12 protein-coding genes and 1 tRNA gene are annotated in these 15,596 nt (G+C 51.9%); 8 read left to right on the top strand and 5 right to left on the bottom strand.

Going from position 1 to position 15,596, the window contains the following annotated elements:
• The first annotated feature begins 19 nt into the window (after window positions 1-19).
• The 6 genes from galT (at window position 20) to DWW13_RS11580 (ending at window position 8,624) form a co-directional block, all read left to right on the top strand.
• Window positions 20-1,513: a UDP-glucose--hexose-1-phosphate uridylyltransferase gene (galT, locus tag DWW13_RS11605; protein WP_055219747.1), complete on the top strand. Its 1,494-nt coding sequence runs from the start codon at window positions 20-22 to the stop codon at window positions 1,511-1,513.
• 74 nt (window positions 1,514-1,587) lie between these two features.
• Complete coding sequence (galE, locus tag DWW13_RS11600; protein WP_022463123.1) at window positions 1,588-2,604, top strand: UDP-glucose 4-epimerase GalE; 1,017 nt, start codon at window positions 1,588-1,590, stop codon at window positions 2,602-2,604.
• Window positions 2,605-2,791: 187 nt separating this feature from the next.
• Window positions 2,792-4,693 carry an ATP-dependent zinc metalloprotease FtsH gene (ftsH, locus tag DWW13_RS11595; protein ID WP_118720131.1) on the top strand — a complete coding sequence of 634 codons (1,902 nt, stop codon included), beginning with the start codon at window positions 2,792-2,794 and terminating at the stop codon, window positions 4,691-4,693.
• A gap of 92 nt (window positions 4,694-4,785) precedes the next feature.
• Entirely contained in the window at window positions 4,786-6,645 is a 1,860-nt protein-coding gene (uvrC, locus tag DWW13_RS11590; RefSeq protein ID WP_055219750.1) for an excinuclease ABC subunit UvrC, read from the top strand.
• A gap of 94 nt (window positions 6,646-6,739) precedes the next feature.
• Complete coding sequence (gene hprK / locus DWW13_RS11585) at window positions 6,740-7,675, top strand: HPr(Ser) kinase/phosphatase (protein WP_022463126.1); 936 nt, start codon at window positions 6,740-6,742, stop codon at window positions 7,673-7,675.
• A gap of 4 nt (window positions 7,676-7,679) precedes the next feature.
• Complete coding sequence (locus DWW13_RS11580) at window positions 7,680-8,624, top strand: ROK family glucokinase (RefSeq protein ID WP_117509663.1); 945 nt, start codon at window positions 7,680-7,682, stop codon at window positions 8,622-8,624.
• 91 nt (window positions 8,625-8,715) lie between these two features.
• On the opposite strand, the gene DWW13_RS11575 is transcribed toward DWW13_RS11580, so the two are convergent.
• Complete coding sequence (locus DWW13_RS11575; protein ID WP_118720129.1) at window positions 8,716-11,313, bottom strand: transglycosylase domain-containing protein; 2,598 nt, start codon at window positions 11,311-11,313, stop codon at window positions 8,716-8,718.
• Between the two features lie 205 nt (window positions 11,314-11,518).
• Between DWW13_RS11575 and DWW13_RS11570 the strand changes: the two genes are divergently transcribed.
• Together DWW13_RS11570 and DWW13_RS11565 are read left to right on the top strand one after the other, a co-directional pair.
• Window positions 11,519-12,214: a YigZ family protein gene (locus DWW13_RS11570; RefSeq protein WP_022463129.1), complete on the top strand. Its 696-nt coding sequence runs from the start codon at window positions 11,519-11,521 to the stop codon at window positions 12,212-12,214.
• Window positions 12,215-12,227: 13 nt separating this feature from the next.
• On the top strand, window positions 12,228-13,256 hold the full coding sequence (locus DWW13_RS11565) for a S66 family peptidase (RefSeq protein WP_055265801.1): 1,029 nt from the start codon (window positions 12,228-12,230) through the stop codon (window positions 13,254-13,256).
• A 72-nt stretch (window positions 13,257-13,328) separates the two neighbouring features.
• Here DWW13_RS11565 and DWW13_RS11560 read toward each other — a convergent pair whose 3' ends face one another.
• The 4 genes from DWW13_RS11560 to DWW13_RS11545 form a co-directional block, all read right to left on the bottom strand.
• Entirely contained in the window at window positions 13,329-14,012 is a 684-nt protein-coding gene (locus DWW13_RS11560) for a Crp/Fnr family transcriptional regulator (protein ID WP_117509659.1), read from the bottom strand.
• Window positions 14,013-14,164: 152 nt separating this feature from the next.
• On the bottom strand, window positions 14,165-14,482 hold the full coding sequence (gene trxA, locus DWW13_RS11555) for a thioredoxin (RefSeq protein ID WP_022463132.1): 318 nt from the start codon (window positions 14,480-14,482) through the stop codon (window positions 14,165-14,167).
• A gap of 108 nt (window positions 14,483-14,590) precedes the next feature.
• Window positions 14,591-15,439: an NAD(+) diphosphatase gene (nudC, locus tag DWW13_RS11550; RefSeq protein ID WP_055226996.1), complete on the bottom strand. Its 849-nt coding sequence runs from the start codon at window positions 15,437-15,439 to the stop codon at window positions 14,591-14,593.
• A gap of 83 nt (window positions 15,440-15,522) precedes the next feature.
• Window positions 15,523-15,594 (bottom strand) — tRNA-Gly (locus DWW13_RS11545).
• Between the last annotated feature and the right edge of the window lie 2 nt (window positions 15,595-15,596).

Raw genomic sequence — 15,596 nt, 5'->3', positions numbered from 1 at the left:
CAGCAGGGAGGAAGCTACAGTGATTAACGAGAGTATTGCAAAACTGGTAAAATATGGAGAAAATGCCGGTCTTGTTTCGGGACTGGATAAAATCTATGCGACAAACCGGATTCTGGAAGTCATGCAGATTTCCGATTACGAAGAGCCGGAGCAGATTCCGGAGACCCCGGATCTGGAAGAGACTTTAAATGAACTGCTTGATGATGCAGCTAAGCGCGGTCTTCTCGAACACAACAGCGTCGTTTACCGCGATCTGTTCGATACGAAACTGATGGACTGCCTGATGCCGCGCCCGGGAGAGGTGGTAAAGAAGTTTGAGGAACTCTATGCGAAGAGCCCGCAGGAGGCAACCGATTACTTCTACAAACTGAGCCAGGATTCCAACTACATCCGCAGATACCGCATCGCAAAGGATATCCGCTGGAGCGTACCGAGTGCCTACGGCGATATTGATATCTCGATCAACCTCTCCAAACCGGAGAAGGACCCGAAGGCGATCGCGGCTGCAAAACTGGCAAAACAGAGCGGTTATCCGAAATGCCTGCTCTGCAAGGAGAATGTGGGCTATGCGGGACGCGTCAACCACCCGGCGCGCCAGAACCACCGCATCATTCCGCTGACGATCAATCAGACGGAGTGGGGATTCCAGTACTCGCCATATGTGTATTACAATGAGCACTGCATCGTGTTCAATTTCCAGCATAACCCGATGAAGATCGAGCGCGCGACCTTTGTGAAGCTGTTTGACTTTATCAAGCTGTTTCCGCACTACTTCATCGGTTCCAATGCGGATCTGCCGATCGTGGGAGGCTCCATTTTAAGCCACGATCATTATCAGGGCGGCCACTATACCTTCGCAATGGCGAAAGCGCCGATCGAGCGCCATTTTACCATCAAAGGATACGAGGATGTGGAAACCGGCATCGTCAAATGGCCGCTGTCCGTCATCCGGATCCGCCACAAAGATGAGAAACGGCTGATCGATCTGGCAGAGCATATCCTGAACTGCTGGAGAGGTTACACGGATGAGGATGCGTTTGTATTCGCCGAGACTGACGGAGAGCCGCACAACACGATCACGCCGATCGCAAGAAAAGTGGGCGATACGTTCGAACTCGATCTGGCACTGCGCAACAACATCACGACGGACGAATGCCCGCTCGGTGTTTACCATCCGCATGCACAGTATCATCACATCAAAAAAGAGAACATCGGCCTTATTGAGGTTATGGGACTTGCGATTCTGCCGGCGCGCTTAAAAGATGAGCTGGAAGAGCTTTCCAAATGCCTCGTAGAGGGAAAAGATGTCCGCGCTGTCGCAGAGCTGGAGAAACATGCCGACTGGGTAGACGAATTCCTGCCGCGCCATCCGGAGCTGAACAGCGAAAATGTGATGGATATCCTGAAAGAGGAAGTCGGAAAAGTCTTTGTCGGCGTACTCGAGGATGCCGGCGTTTACAAGTGCACCGAGGAAGGCAGAAGTGCATTTGCAAAATTCATGGAAACGTTGTAGAATAAACTAAATGCTTCAATTAACCCGCTGCGGCAAAAAAAGCAGCAGCGAAGGAAAACATGGAGGATACCAAAATGAAAATCTTAGTTACTGGCGGTGCAGGCTATATTGGAAGCCACACCTGTGTGGAACTGCTGAACGCAGGCTATGACGTTGTTGTCATGGACAACCTTTACAATGCAAGCGAGAAAGCCATCGAGCGTGTAGAACAGATTACCGGAAAGAAAGTAACCTTCTACAAAACCGATATGCTGGACCGCGAAGGCGTAAAGAAAATTTTCGACAACGAGAAAATTGACGCTGTCATCCATTTCGCAGGCTTAAAAGCAGTCGGCGAGTCCGTACATAAACCGATTGAATATTATCACAACAACATGACCGGAACCCTGATTCTCTGCGATGAGATGAGAAACCATGGCGTAAAGAACATCATCTTCAGTTCTTCTGCAACCGTATACGGCAATCCGGCACAGATTCCGATCACCGAGGAGTGCCCGAAGGGAACCCCGACCAACCCATACGGCTGGACAAAAAGCATGCTCGAGCAGGTTCTGACCGACATCCACACCGCAGATCCGGAATGGAATGTTATCCTGCTTCGTTACTTCAACCCGATCGGAGCGCATAAGAGCGGCCTTATCGGAGAGGATCCGAAGGGCATCCCGAACAACCTGCTTCCGTATGTCGCACAGGTTGCCATCGGAAAACTCGAGTGCATCGGCGTTTTCGGTGATGACTACGATACTCCGGACGGAACTGGTGTCCGCGATTACATCCATGTTGTTGACCTGGCACGCGGCCATGTAAAAGCCATCCAGAAACTGGCTGACAACGAGGGCGTTTCCATTTACAACCTCGGAACCGGCAAAGGCTACAGCGTACTCGATGTGATCCACGCATTCGAGAAAGCATGCGGCCATCCGCTGAAATACGAAATCAAACCGCGCCGTGACGGTGATATCGCAACCTGCTACTCCAAATGCGACAAAGCAAAAGAGGAGCTTGGCTGGGAGGCTGAGTACGGCATCGAGGAGATGTGTGCCGATTCCTGGAACTGGCAGCAGAAGAATCCGAACGGATATAACGACTAATGTAATGTGAGTGTTATCTGGCGGTCCGCCGATACTTGAAAGAGTGTCGGCGGGCCGTTTTTGTATAGATAAATTCAGTCTTTTTTCACAAAGTCCGGCTTGCTAATTAAGAGGGAATCCGATATAATGTAAGAGTTAAAGTGTCCGTAAAAAAAGAGGGGCGGTTTGACATACAAGGAGGAAAAGCATGGACGATAGAAAAAATCAGAACCGGGAACCAGAAAACGGCTCCGGGGGAGGACCGAAAAACAGACAGACGATACTCATTATCCTGATCTGCCTCCTCGTCAGCCTGATGGTGATGGGACTTCTGAACAATGCCCTTGGGGGAATTACTTCCGAGGATCTTGACTATAGCAAATTCCTGGATATGGTAAACAACGATGAAGTGCAGGAAGTTGTCTTGAAATCGGGAACACTGACCGTAACGCCGAAAGACCAGAAATCGGAGGGAATCACCTATCAGGTAACGATGATGGGAGATGAGCAGGAGCTGGTCGATCTGTTACAGGAGAAAGGCATTACGTACCACAAAGATCCGCCGGATTCTACCGGAACGATCATTTACACATTGCTGACCGTCATTCTGCCGGTTGTGATGCTTGTTGCTGTCATGGTATGGGTGATGCGCAGCATGAACAAAGGCGGCGGAGTCATGGGCGTAGGAAAGAGCAGAGCAAAGGCCTACGTACAGAAAGAAACCGGCGTGACATTCCGCGATGTTGCGGGACAGGACGAGGCAAAAGAATCGCTCCAGGAGGTTGTGGATTTCCTGCATAACCCTGGAAAATACACGACAATCGGTGCAAAACTTCCGAAAGGAGCGCTTCTTGTAGGCCCTCCTGGAACCGGAAAAACACTGCTTGCCAAAGCCGTAGCCGGTGAGGCGCACGTACCGTTTTTCTCGATGTCCGCTTCGGAATTTGTCGAGATGTTCGTCGGTGTCGGTGCATCGCGTGTGCGTGACCTGTTTGAGGAAGCAAAGAAAAACGCACCGTGCATCATCTTTATCGATGAGATCGATGCGATCGGAAAGAGCCGTGACAACAGCTACAACAGCAATGACGAGCGGGAGCAGACGTTAAACCAGCTCCTCGCCGAGATGGACGGATTCGACAGCTCCAAGGGTATTCTGATCCTTGCGGCCACAAACCGCCCAGAGGTTCTTGACCCGGCGCTGCTGCGTCCAGGCCGTTTTGACCGCCGGATTATCGTAGAAAGACCGGACCTGAAAGGCCGTGTGGAAATCCTGAAAGTACACGCCAAGAACGTATCGCTCGATGAGACGGTTGATCTCGACGGCATCGCACTTGCGACATCGGGAGCCGTTGGTTCTGATCTTGCAAATATGATCAACGAGGCAGCGATTCTTGCGGTCAAGAACGGAAGAAAAGCCGTTTCCCAGAAGGATCTTCTCGAGGCAGTCGAGGTTGTCCTCGTCGGAAAAGAGAAGAAGGACCGCATCCTAAGCCAGGAAGAGCGAAAGATCGTTTCCTACCACGAGGTAGGCCACGCACTTGTTACTGCACTGCAGAAGGATTCCGAGCCGGTACAGAAAATCACGATTGTGCCGCGTACGATGGGTGCGCTCGGCTACGTCATGCAGGTGCCGGAGGAGGAGAAATACCTCAACACGAAGAGCGAACTCGAGGCGATGATCGTCGAGTGCCTCGGTGGAAGAGCGGCAGAGGAGATCGTATTCGGCAACGTGACAACGGGAGCTTCGAATGATATCGAGAAAGCGACGAAGATTGTCCGCGCGATGATCACGCAGTACGGTATGTCGGAGAAATTCGGTCTGATCGGTCTTGCGACCCAGCAGAATCAGTACCTCGACGGAAGAATGGTCTTAAACTGCGGCGATGCCACAGCAACCGAAATCGACCACGAGGTCATGAAGATCTTGAAAGAGTCGTATGAGCAGGCAAAAGAACTTCTGGCAGCTAACCGCGATGCGATGGATGAAATCGCAGCTTACTTGATCCAGAAAGAGACGATCACCGGAAAAGAATTTATGGAGATTTTTCATCAGGTGATTGCAAAACGGAATGGAAACGCGGAAGAAGCGATTGAAAATCCAGAAATATAAAAAGAAAGCGAAAAGGCCCGGCGGGAGCAGAGAAAACGATCTCTGCACGCTGGGCATTTTCAACATTACAGTCCCAAAAAGAGGAGGGTCATATGGCGTTTGATATCCAGGAAGAACTGAAAAAACTGCCGGGGAAACCCGGCGTCTATCTGATGCACGACGCGGACGATACAATTATCTACGTAGGAAAGGCGATTTCGCTGAAAAACCGTGTCCGCCAGTATTTCCAGACGAGCCGCAACAAAGGGCCGAAGATTGAGCGGATGGTCACGCATATCGCCCGTTTTGAGTATATTGTGACGGATTCCGAACTGGAGGCGCTCGTGCTGGAGTGCAACCTTATCAAAGAGCACCGTCCGAAATACAATACGATGCTGAAAGATGACAAGGCGTACCCGTACATTAAGGTGACCGTGAACGAGGATTTTCCACGCATTCTGTTTTCCCATCAGATGAAGAAGGACAAGGCGAAATATTTCGGCCCGTACACGAGCGCCGGAGCTGTGAAAGATACGATCGAACTGTTGCGGAAGCTGTACGATATCCGTTCCTGCAATAAGAGCCTGCCAAAGGAGATCGGCAAGGACCGCCCGTGTCTTTACTATCACATCCACCAGTGTAAGGCGCCGTGCCAGGGATACATTTCCAAAGAAGAGTACGGCGAGCAGATCAAAAAGGCGATCAGTTTTCTGAATGGAAATTACAATGACATTATCAAAGAGCTGACTGGAAAAATGACGGAGGCGGCTGAGGAGATGCGGTTCGAGCAGGCGGCGGAGTACCGTGATCTGATCGACAGCGTGCGCAGGATCGGCGAGCGGCAGAAGATTACGAACAGTGACGGCGAGGACAAGGATGTCATTGCGCTTGCGATGGACAAAGAGGATGCGGTGGCGCAGGTCTTCTTTATCCGGAACGGAAAGCTGATCGGGCGGGAGCATTATTATCTGCGGATCGGCGAGGAGGAGCAGAAAAGCGAGGTGCTGCTCACGTTTATGAAACAGTTCTATTCCGGCACGCCGTTCATCCCGCGGGAAATCATGATTTCCGAGGAGATTGCCGAGCAGGAGCTGATGGAAGAGTATTTAAGCAGCAAACGGGGCCAGAAGGTCCGCATCCGCGTGCCGAAAAAGGGCAGCAAGGAAAAAATGGTGGAACTGGCAGAGCGGAACGCACAGATCGTTCTCGACCAGGACCGCGAGCGGATCAAGCGGGAAGAGGGTCGGACGGTCGGTGCCGTAAAAGAGATCGCCAGATGGCTGAACCTGCCGTCGATCGACCGCATCGAGGCGTACGATATCTCCAATATCAGCGGTTTCCAGTCGGTCGGCTCGATGATCGTCTACGAGAAAGGAAAGCCAAAGCGCGCCGATTACCGAAAATTCAAGATCAAATCCGTCGAGGGACCGAACGATTACGCCAGTATGAAAGAGGTCTTAAGCCGCCGTTTTCTGCGCGGCATCCAGGAGGACAGCGGTTTCGAGCGGCTGCCGGACCTGATCATGATGGACGGCGGACGCGGCCAGGTTAACATTGCGCTTGAGGTGCTTGAAGAAATGGATCTTGCGATTCCGGTCTGCGGTATGGTAAAGGACGACAAGCACCGCACGAGGGGTCTGTATTTCCGAAACGTGGAAATCCCGATCGACCGGAACAGCGAGGGCTTCAAACTGATCACACGCGTGCAGGACGAGGCGCACCGCTTTGCAATCGAATACCACCGCCTGCTGCGGAGCAAAGGCCAGGTCCACTCGATTCTCGACGACATCCCGGGCATCGGGCCGACAAGAAGGAAAGAACTGATGCGCCACTTTCAGGGAATTGATGATATCAAGGCGGCAACCGTGGAAGAACTTTCCGGACTTCCGGGCATGAATAAAAAGGCGGCGGAGCAGGTTTACACATTCTTTCACGCACCTGCACAGGAGGAAAATGAGGATTCGTCAAAATAGTTAAATTTCTAGGTTGCCCGTGATGCTTTATTGTGCTAAAATCATAGAAGAGACGGATTTAAAAAGACGTCGAATGAAGTCGGAGGACAGGAAAATGAAAGAAATTGAAATGACCAAAATGGTGGAGGAAATGGATCTCCGCAACCTGACACCAGAGGTTGATATGACAGATCTTGTCATTGCCACACCGGATATCAACCGTCCTGCACTGCAGCTGACCGGTTACTATGAGCATTTTGCCAATGAGCGTGTGCAGATCATAGGTTATGTAGAGTTCACGTATCTGCAGCATCTTGAAGAGAGCGAGCGCGTCCGCGCGTTTGAAGAGTTTGTAAGCCGCAAGATCCCATGTGTCATTTTCACCACGAAGATGATTCCGGGACCGGAAATTCTGGAGCTGTGCAATCGTTATCAGGTACCGGCCTTTGCGGTAGACAAATCGACTTCCGTTTTCATGGCTGAAATCATCCGCTGGCTGAATGTCCAGCTTGCCCCGATGATCTCCATCCACGGCGTGCTGGTCGATGTATTCGGCGAGGGCGTTCTGATCATGGGCGAGAGCGGAATCGGAAAGAGCGAGGCTGCACTGGAGCTGATCAAACGAGGCCATCGTCTCGTCAGTGATGATGTGGTTGAAATCAGCCGTGTCAGCGACATTACGCTGGTCGGAACGGCACCGGATATCACGCGTCACTTTATCGAGCTGCGCGGTATCGGTATCATCGACGTCAAGACGCTGTTTGGTGTCGAGAGCGTAAAGGATACCCAGTCTATCGACCTTGTTATCAAGCTTGAAGAGTGGGACAAAGAGAAAGAATACGACCGTCTGGGCCTGGAAGAAGAGTATATTGAGTTCCTTGGAAACAAGGTTGTCTGCCATTCCCTTCCGATCCGTCCGGGCCGTAACCTGGCGATCATCGTAGAAACCGCTGCTGTCAACCACAGACAGAAGAAGATGGGCTACAATGCCGCACAGGAGCTGTACCGCCGTGTACAGGCTAACTTAGTGAAAAAAAGAGAGGAGAAGTAAGAAAATGGCAAACTATGTATTTGGAATCGATGTTGGGGGTACTTCAGTAAAATGCGGACTGTTCCAGACAGACGGAACTCTGTTGGAAAAATGGGAAATCCCGACCCGCACCGAAAACGGCGGAAGCGAAATTCTGCCGGATATCGCAAAAAGCGTAAAAGCAAAAATGGCTGAGAAGGGTATCGCGGCAGATGATGTTGCCGGTGTCGGCATTGACGTACCTGGCCCGGTTAATGACAAAGGTGAGCTTTCCATCGCAGTCAACCTGAACTGGGGATATAAAAATATCGTAAAAGAGCTTTCCGACGAACTCGGCGGAATGGCAGTAAAAGCAGCAAACGACGCAAACGCAGCAGCTCTCGGTGAGATGTGGGCAGGCGGCGGAAAGGGAAGCAAGAACCTGGTTATGGTTACCCTTGGAACCGGTGTCGGCGGCGGAATCATCGTGGACGGCAAGATCGTAGCAGGTGCTCACGGCGCAGGCGGCGAGGTTGGTCATGCATGTGTTGAGCCGGAAGAAGAAGCGGTCTGCAACTGCGGAAACCACGGATGCCTCGAGCAGATGACATCTGCAACCGGTATCGTTCGTCTGGCAAAGAAATATCTGGCATCCCATGATACTCCGTCTTCTTTAAGAGAAAGAGGAGAGTCCATCAGTGCAAAAGCTGTCTTTGATGCATTAAAAGAAGGCGATGCAGCAGCAGAAGCAATCGTTCAGGAGTTCTCCGAGTACCTCGGAAGAGCACTTGCAGTATTCGCATGCGTTGTTGACCCGGAAGTTATCGTAGTCGGCGGCGGTGTATCCAAAGCAGGCCAGATCCTGATCGACGGCGTAGCTAAATACTACCGTGAAGCAGCATTCATCGCATGCAAAGATACCCCGATCGTACTCGCTTCCCTTGGAAACGATGCTGGTATCTACGGCGCAGCAAAAATGCTGATTGACTAATTGATTCAGATGGAAAAAGAAGTATAGAAAAACCGGTCCTGCTGGCATATGCCAGAGGGCCGGTTTTTTGTGTATAGACTGACTGAAAAAGTTATTCGGAAGAGCCGCTCTCTTCGGACTGCGGCTGTACTTCCGATATCTCCGCCGGGGTATCCGGTTCTGACGGTGCATCAGGGGTCTCCGGTGTGTCAGGAGTCTCCGGTGTGTCAGGAGTCTCCGGTGTATTAGAAGGCGGATCGGCAGGTGTTTCGGGCGGAGCCGGAGTTTCCTGCGGTGCCTCCGTCGGTGTCGGGGTTGCCTGCGGAGTTGATGCTGCAGAAGGGGTTCTGGTCGGCGTCGGTGTTGAGGCCGGCGCGGTGTAGTGGCCCTTGCAACGCTCGGTCGGCAGATCGGATACCGCAAAGTATTCGGTGATGGACGGGCAGCTTGAGCGGGCGAGCAGGCCGGTCTTCGTACAGATCGTTGCCTCCTGTACTGTTGCGGAAGTTTCGAAATCCATATCGGCAAGGCCTTCGTGGATTTCATTCATGACCTTTGCCCAGAGACGTTTGTGGAATTCACGGTCGCTCTCCGGAAACTCCGCGTGTGTATCATACGTTGCCCAGATGGCAGCGGTATAATATGGTGTAAAGCCTGCAAAGACGAGATCCTTGGCCTCGTTCGTCGTACCGGTTTTTCCAGCTGCGTGCATATTGTCGAGGCGGGCGGCAACACCGGTACCTTTTTCCAGAACATCCTCCATGGCATTGGTGAGGAGGGAGGCAGTGCTTGCCTTGAAGACCTGCGTTGCCTTGTTTTCTGTGTTGTCAATTAAAACATTTCCCTTGCTGTCGGTAACCTTTGTGTAGAACACCGGCTTGCGGTACTGGCCGCCGTCTGCGATTGCCGCGTAGGCTGCCGTCAGTTCGAGATCACTGACACCGTAGGTGATACCGCCGAGAGCCAGCGGCTGGATCACATCGTATTCCTCGGAGAGTTTGGAAAAACCAAGCTTCTTCAGATAATCAAAGCCGACCTTCGGCGTAAGCTCGGTCAGTACTTTGACGGCCGGGATATTGATGGAATTGATGATCGCCTGGCGGACGGTAACATCACCATGGTAGGTAAGATCCGAGTTCTGCAGCGGTGTGCCGTCACTGTAGTTGAACGGCTCATCCTTAATTACCGTAGCGAGTGTAATCTTTCCAAGGTCGAGCGCCGGTCCGTACGCGGAAAGAATCTTGAACGTGGAACCCGGCTGGGAATAATTATCGGTTGCGCGGTTGAAGGTAAGACTTGCTGTTTTTTCGCCGCGTCCGCCGACGATGGCTTTCACGTAACCGGTGCGCTGGTCCATAACGGTCATGCACGCCTGCGGCTGCGGGGTGAAGCTGCTGCGCTCGGCAACAATCGTATCGCCCTCCTGCATGATAGCGGCTTTGTACTGGTCGATATAGCTCTGTGCCTCCTCCTGGGAGTCAAAGAGCAGATCGAAATTCGGATCGCTGTTGCGGAAGTAGAGCTGCAGCATCTCTTTGCTGTAGTTCTGTACCTCGCCGTCTGCCTGCTCTACGGTGAGCGCCCAGTCGAGACCGATCTGCGTGTTCGCCGGGAAGTTCTCCGGATTCTGGAATTCCGTATCGAGGATTGACTGCATGTAGGAATCCTGTGTGGTATAAATTTTGAGGCCGCCGCTGTAGACAACGTTCTTTGCCTGCACTTCGGTGTAGCCTTTCTGTACCATCAGATCGTTGATCAGGTTGGTGATGACTTCATCGATAAAGTAGGAGTACGGCGCGCTCTCCGCCTGGGACTGCGTGTGCATGGCGATGCGGTCGTAAACGTTGTCGTTCATGGCAATGGTGTATTCTTCTTCGGTGATGTAGCCCTGCTCTTTCATGTTGTTCAGGATCTTGTCGCGGCGCTGCTGGTTTTTCTCCGGGTGGTTTTTCGGATTATATGCCGTCGGCGCCTTTGGAATTGCGGCAAGAACGGCGCATTCAGAGAGCGTCAGATCTTTTGCATCCTTTCCGAAATACGTCTGCGCTGCCGTCTGGACACCGTAGCAGCCGGAACCTAAGTTGATCGTATTCAGATAATTTTCCAGAATAACGTCTTTGGCGTTTTCACCCTCTGCGGTCAGTGTTTTTTCCAGCTTCAGCGCCAGGTACTGTTCCTGGATCTTCCGCTTGAAGCTCTGCATCCGCGTCTCTTCCATCCAGTCAGTGAAAACATTGTTTTTTAAGAGCTGCTGTGTGATCGTGCTGGCGCCCTCGGTAAAATGAAAGCCGTGGCTGACGCCGACAACGAAAGCACGGATGATACCGCTCGGATCGATGCCGTTGTGCTCATAAAAACGGGCATCCTCAACCGCGACGATCGCGTGCTGCATATCGAGCGGAATCTCCTCAATCGAAATCGAGACACGGTTTCCCTGAGCCCCGGTCAGCTTCTGTACCTGGTTGCCGTCAGCATCGTAGATAAACGACGCGTTGCCGAGCGGCATGATATTTGCCTCCGAGATATCAGGGGCACTGTCAATCACGCCGCGGACAGCGCCGATCACAAGCCCGGCACCGCAGACGAGAACGACAAGAAGAAGACAGAACGCGATGCGCAGCGCCGTCACGCCGGCCGTCTTTTCAATCTTTCCGTAATGGGACCGCAGATCTTCACGTTTGTCTTCCAGATGACTTTTTCCAAAGTGCATATAGAAAATCCTCCTTATGTCATGTTCCTGCAAAACTGATTTAGTTCAGTAATCAATGGTGTTCCTGCCCTGCAAAAAGCAGGGTATACTTATTTTTATTATACCAAATAAAGGGCTGGAATAAAAGTATTTCTGAAAAGAATGCTGATTTTTCAGAAATGATATGGTAAGATAGGTACATATTTGGATGAAGGAGTAAGGACATATGATCGATCAGTTTCGGACGGTTTACCGGGGTGGAACCGGGGAAATCGTGGAGAAGAAATCACGTTTTATTGCGACGGTGCGTCTGGTGGAATCTGAGGAGGAGGCACTTTCCTGCCTGGAAGCTCTGCGGAAAAAATACTGGGATGCGCGGCATAACTGTTTTGTGTATATTATTGGAGAAAATCAGGAGACGGTGCGCTGCAGCGATGACGGGGAGCCTTCCGGCACGGCAGGGCGGCCGATGCTCGATGTGGTACAGGGAGCAGGCCTCCGCAATGTGCTTGTTGTGGTGACGCGGTATTTCGGCGGTACGCTGCTGGGAACGGGCGGCCTGGTGCGCGCGTACTCGCAGGCGGTGCAGGAGGGGCTGGCAAACAGTGTTCTGATTGACGAGATCTGCGGCGTGCGGCTGTTGATTGAGACGGATTACAACGGCATCGGTAAAATCCAGTATCTGCTCGGCCAGCGGGGGATTCCGATTCTGGAATCCGAGTACACCGATCAGGTGAAAATCCGCGTTCTCGTTCCGAAAACGGAGGTGGACCGTCTCTGCGCGGAGATTACCGAGGGGACGAACGGAAAGGCAAAACTGGAAAAAGAAGAGGAGCTGTACTTTGCGCAGAACGACGGAGAGCTGATCTTCGGGGATGCGCTGACGCAGTATAAGAATCTGGAGGCAGAAGAATTAGGATAAAGGAGGATGCGACATGAGGTTTCCGGAAAATCTGAAAAAGAGCGGAACGATCGGCTTTGTGGCACCATCGTTTGGATGCACAACAGAGCCATACAAGTCCGCGTTTGCAAATGCACAGAAAAAATGGAAAGAGATGGGATATCAGCTGGATCTTGGGCCAAACTGCTATGCAGAGCACGGCATCGGAATCAGCGCGGCACCGGAGGAGTGCGGAAAAGAGCTGACGGAATATTATGTCAGTGAGAAGAATGACTGTCTGATTTCCTGCGGCGGCGGAGAGCTGATGTGCGAGGATCTCGATTACGTGGATTTTGAAAAGATCAGAAAGGCACCGGCGAAATGGTATCTCGGCTATTCTGACAATACGCATTTTACGTATCTTCTGCCGACCATCTGCGATACGGCGGCTGTTTACGGTCCGTGTGCGAGTGATTTCGGCATGGAGCCGTGGCATAAATCCGTAGCGGATGCGTTTGGCGTACTGACGGGAGAAGTGCGTACCGTCCGCGGCTATGAGGGATGGGAAAGAGACGATGCGAAGGGCAGAAGCGAGGAAAATCCGTATCTGCCGTACCAGATTACAGAACCGCGCGTTCTGCGCCGCTTCCCGGATGCGGACCGTGCATTTGAGGGACGACTCATCGGCGGCTGTCTCGACTGTCTCGTCAATATTCTTGGAACGAAGTACGACGGAACGGTTGATTTTGTGGAAAAATATAAAGAGGACGGTTTTGTCTGGTTTCTGGAAGCGTGCGATCTGAACGTCTTTGCGATCCGCCGCGCAATCTGGCAGATGGAGCACGCCGGCTGGTTCCAATATGTGAAAGGCTTTCTGATTGGCCGCCCGCTGCAGTTCGGACAGAAATTCGGGGAACTCGACCAGTACCGCGCCGTGACGGATCTGCTTGGAAAATACAACGTGCCGATCGTGATGGATCTCGACATCGGACACCTTCATCCGGCGATGCCGCTGATCGTCGGAAGTTATGCGAAGGTGGCCGTGGAAGGAAATGAGATTGAAATTAAGATGGAGTGCCGTTAGAACGCTTTTGAAAAATATTTTCTCGAGCGGCAGGGCAGAGCCTGTGGGAAAATGTCTGCGCGCGTAGAAGAACTATCGGCGCATCCGGCAGATGCCGCGGAGCTTTTTGACATCGAGAATCGTGACCGTGCCGCGGGAGAGTGCGACGATGCCGTCTTTCTCGAACGACTTTAAGGTGCGGGAAACGACCTCTCTGGCACTGCCGAGGTTCCGCGCGATCTGCTCGTGCGTGGTGGAGAGCACCGGGGAACCGGTGCGGATGCGTTCATCCTCGAGATATCCGGCAAGGCGCTGGTCAAGCCGCGTAAAGAGAAGCTGGCCCATCGCCCACATGACTTCGGAAAAATGCTCCGTTGTTTCCCGGTAAATGTAGTTTTCAACGTAAATATTCTGATTCAACAGTCTGCGGAACGTGCTGGCCGGAGTGATGAGAACTTTCGTCTCCTCCTCGGCCTCAATCAGAATATCAAAGCTGATTTCCTGCATCGCACAGGAGGCAGACAGCGTGCAGACTTCGCCGGGACCGGTGGTAAACAGGGTAATTTCCCGTTGCTCGCCGGACTGGATAAAGATGCGGAGCTTGCCGGAGAGGACAAGCAGAACGCCGAGACAGTCATCGTCACAGCTGTAGAGAAAATCGCCGCGCTGATACGTCGTCAGGACGGAAGAGAGCACGAGTGTCTGCTGTTCATCGGCGGTAAGCTTTGAATAAAATGGATAATGCTCCTGAAAACAGGATTCCAGAAAAGATGACATAAATAAAACTCCTTTCGGAAGAAGAACGTTCTTTTGTAAACTACGGCAGCAGCCGTTTCTTCCATGATAGAAAAGAACAGAAAGAAATGCAAGAAAAAACGTATCGGTTTTTGTGCCGATACGTTTTTTTTGCATTTCCAATATTACGCTGTTTATTTTACAGAGTTAATCAGCTCTTCCAGCTCCTCATAGGAAACGGCGCCGACGTTTTTCTTTACGAGTTCGCCGTTTTTGAAGAAAGCGAGGGTCGGAACGCTCATGACTTTAAAGGATCTTGCCAGCTCCGGTGCTTCGTCAACGTCTACTTTGTAGAACTGGATCTCCGGCATATCCTCAGCTGCCTCTTCGATGACCGGGGCGAGCATTTTGCACGGTCCGCACCAGGTAGCAAAGAAATCAACAACGGCAACGCCAGGTGCTGCCTGCAGAGCTTTTTCGAAGTTTTTGGATGTAACATGAATTAATGACATAATAGAAGTCCTCCTTTTTATTGTACGGGTAATTCCCGGTAACTGTTTTTCTGTTGTGACTGTAGAATATCACAGCAGAACGGGAAGTTCTGTGACTAAGTCACAAAACTATCTGGGTTCTTTTCCCTGGCGGAAACATTCGATCATTTCGCCGGTCAGGCTGATGAGATTTGGCGTTTCGGGCAGGGAACCGCGGTCAAACCATTCGGCAGTGGAGAGCTCGTCGCGATCGAGGGTGATGGATGGATCGCCGTCTACATCGCAATAGAAGCCGGCAAGCAGCGAACCGCTGAAGGACCATGGCTGACTCTTATAGTATCTCAGATTTTTGACTTTCAATCCGACTTCCTCCATAACCTCGCGGTGCACCGTCTGTTCCAGTGTCTCGCCGACTTCTGTATAACCTGCGACGAGGGCATAGGAACGGTGGCTGCTGTGGGATGGCGCATACTTCGTGAGCAGCAGGCGGTCGCCATCAGTGATGGCGACAATGACGCTTGGGCAGATCACCGGATAGGAGAGTGCGCCGCAGGACGGGCACTGCATCGCACGTTCATTTCCGGGCGCGTGCATCTTGGTTCCGCAGCGGCCGCAGTAGGTGTGGTCTGTGTACCAGGTGTGGATCTGGTAGCCGGTGATGCCGGCGAATCCGAGCCATCCCGGAACGGCGCGGCGCAGAATCAGTGTGTTTTCATATTTCCAGATATCAAATTCCGAAAGCTGCGGGCGGCGCAGTTCATAGTAATTGGTTTCGTCGATACGGAACAGAAATTTTGCTTTTTCCCGGATTTCCGGGAAAACAGGTGCAATTTCTGCAATCGAAGGATAGCGGATCTGCGGATCTTCAAAATTGCACAGAATTGTGTGATGACCGTAGATGAAAACGAGATCGGTATCGTTCGGTGTGGAAGGGTGGTAATCTACATAATATTTATGCGGAGCGATATCCTGAATCATAAGAACTCCTTTCCTTGGTAAAAAAAAGTTTTTGATAAAACAAAAAACCGAAATTCCTGTGAAGAAATTTCGGTAATAAAAAGAGCGCGAGACGGGATTCGAACCCGCGACCCCAACCTTGGCAAGGTTGTACTCCACCCCTGAGCCACTCGCGCAT

It is taken from the genome of Blautia sp. AF14-40, assembly GCF_003479665.1.
In the GTDB taxonomy this organism is placed as follows: domain Bacteria; phylum Bacillota; class Clostridia; order Lachnospirales; family Lachnospiraceae; genus Fusicatenibacter; species Fusicatenibacter saccharivorans.
This window is presented reverse-complemented; position numbering and strand designations above follow the sequence as displayed.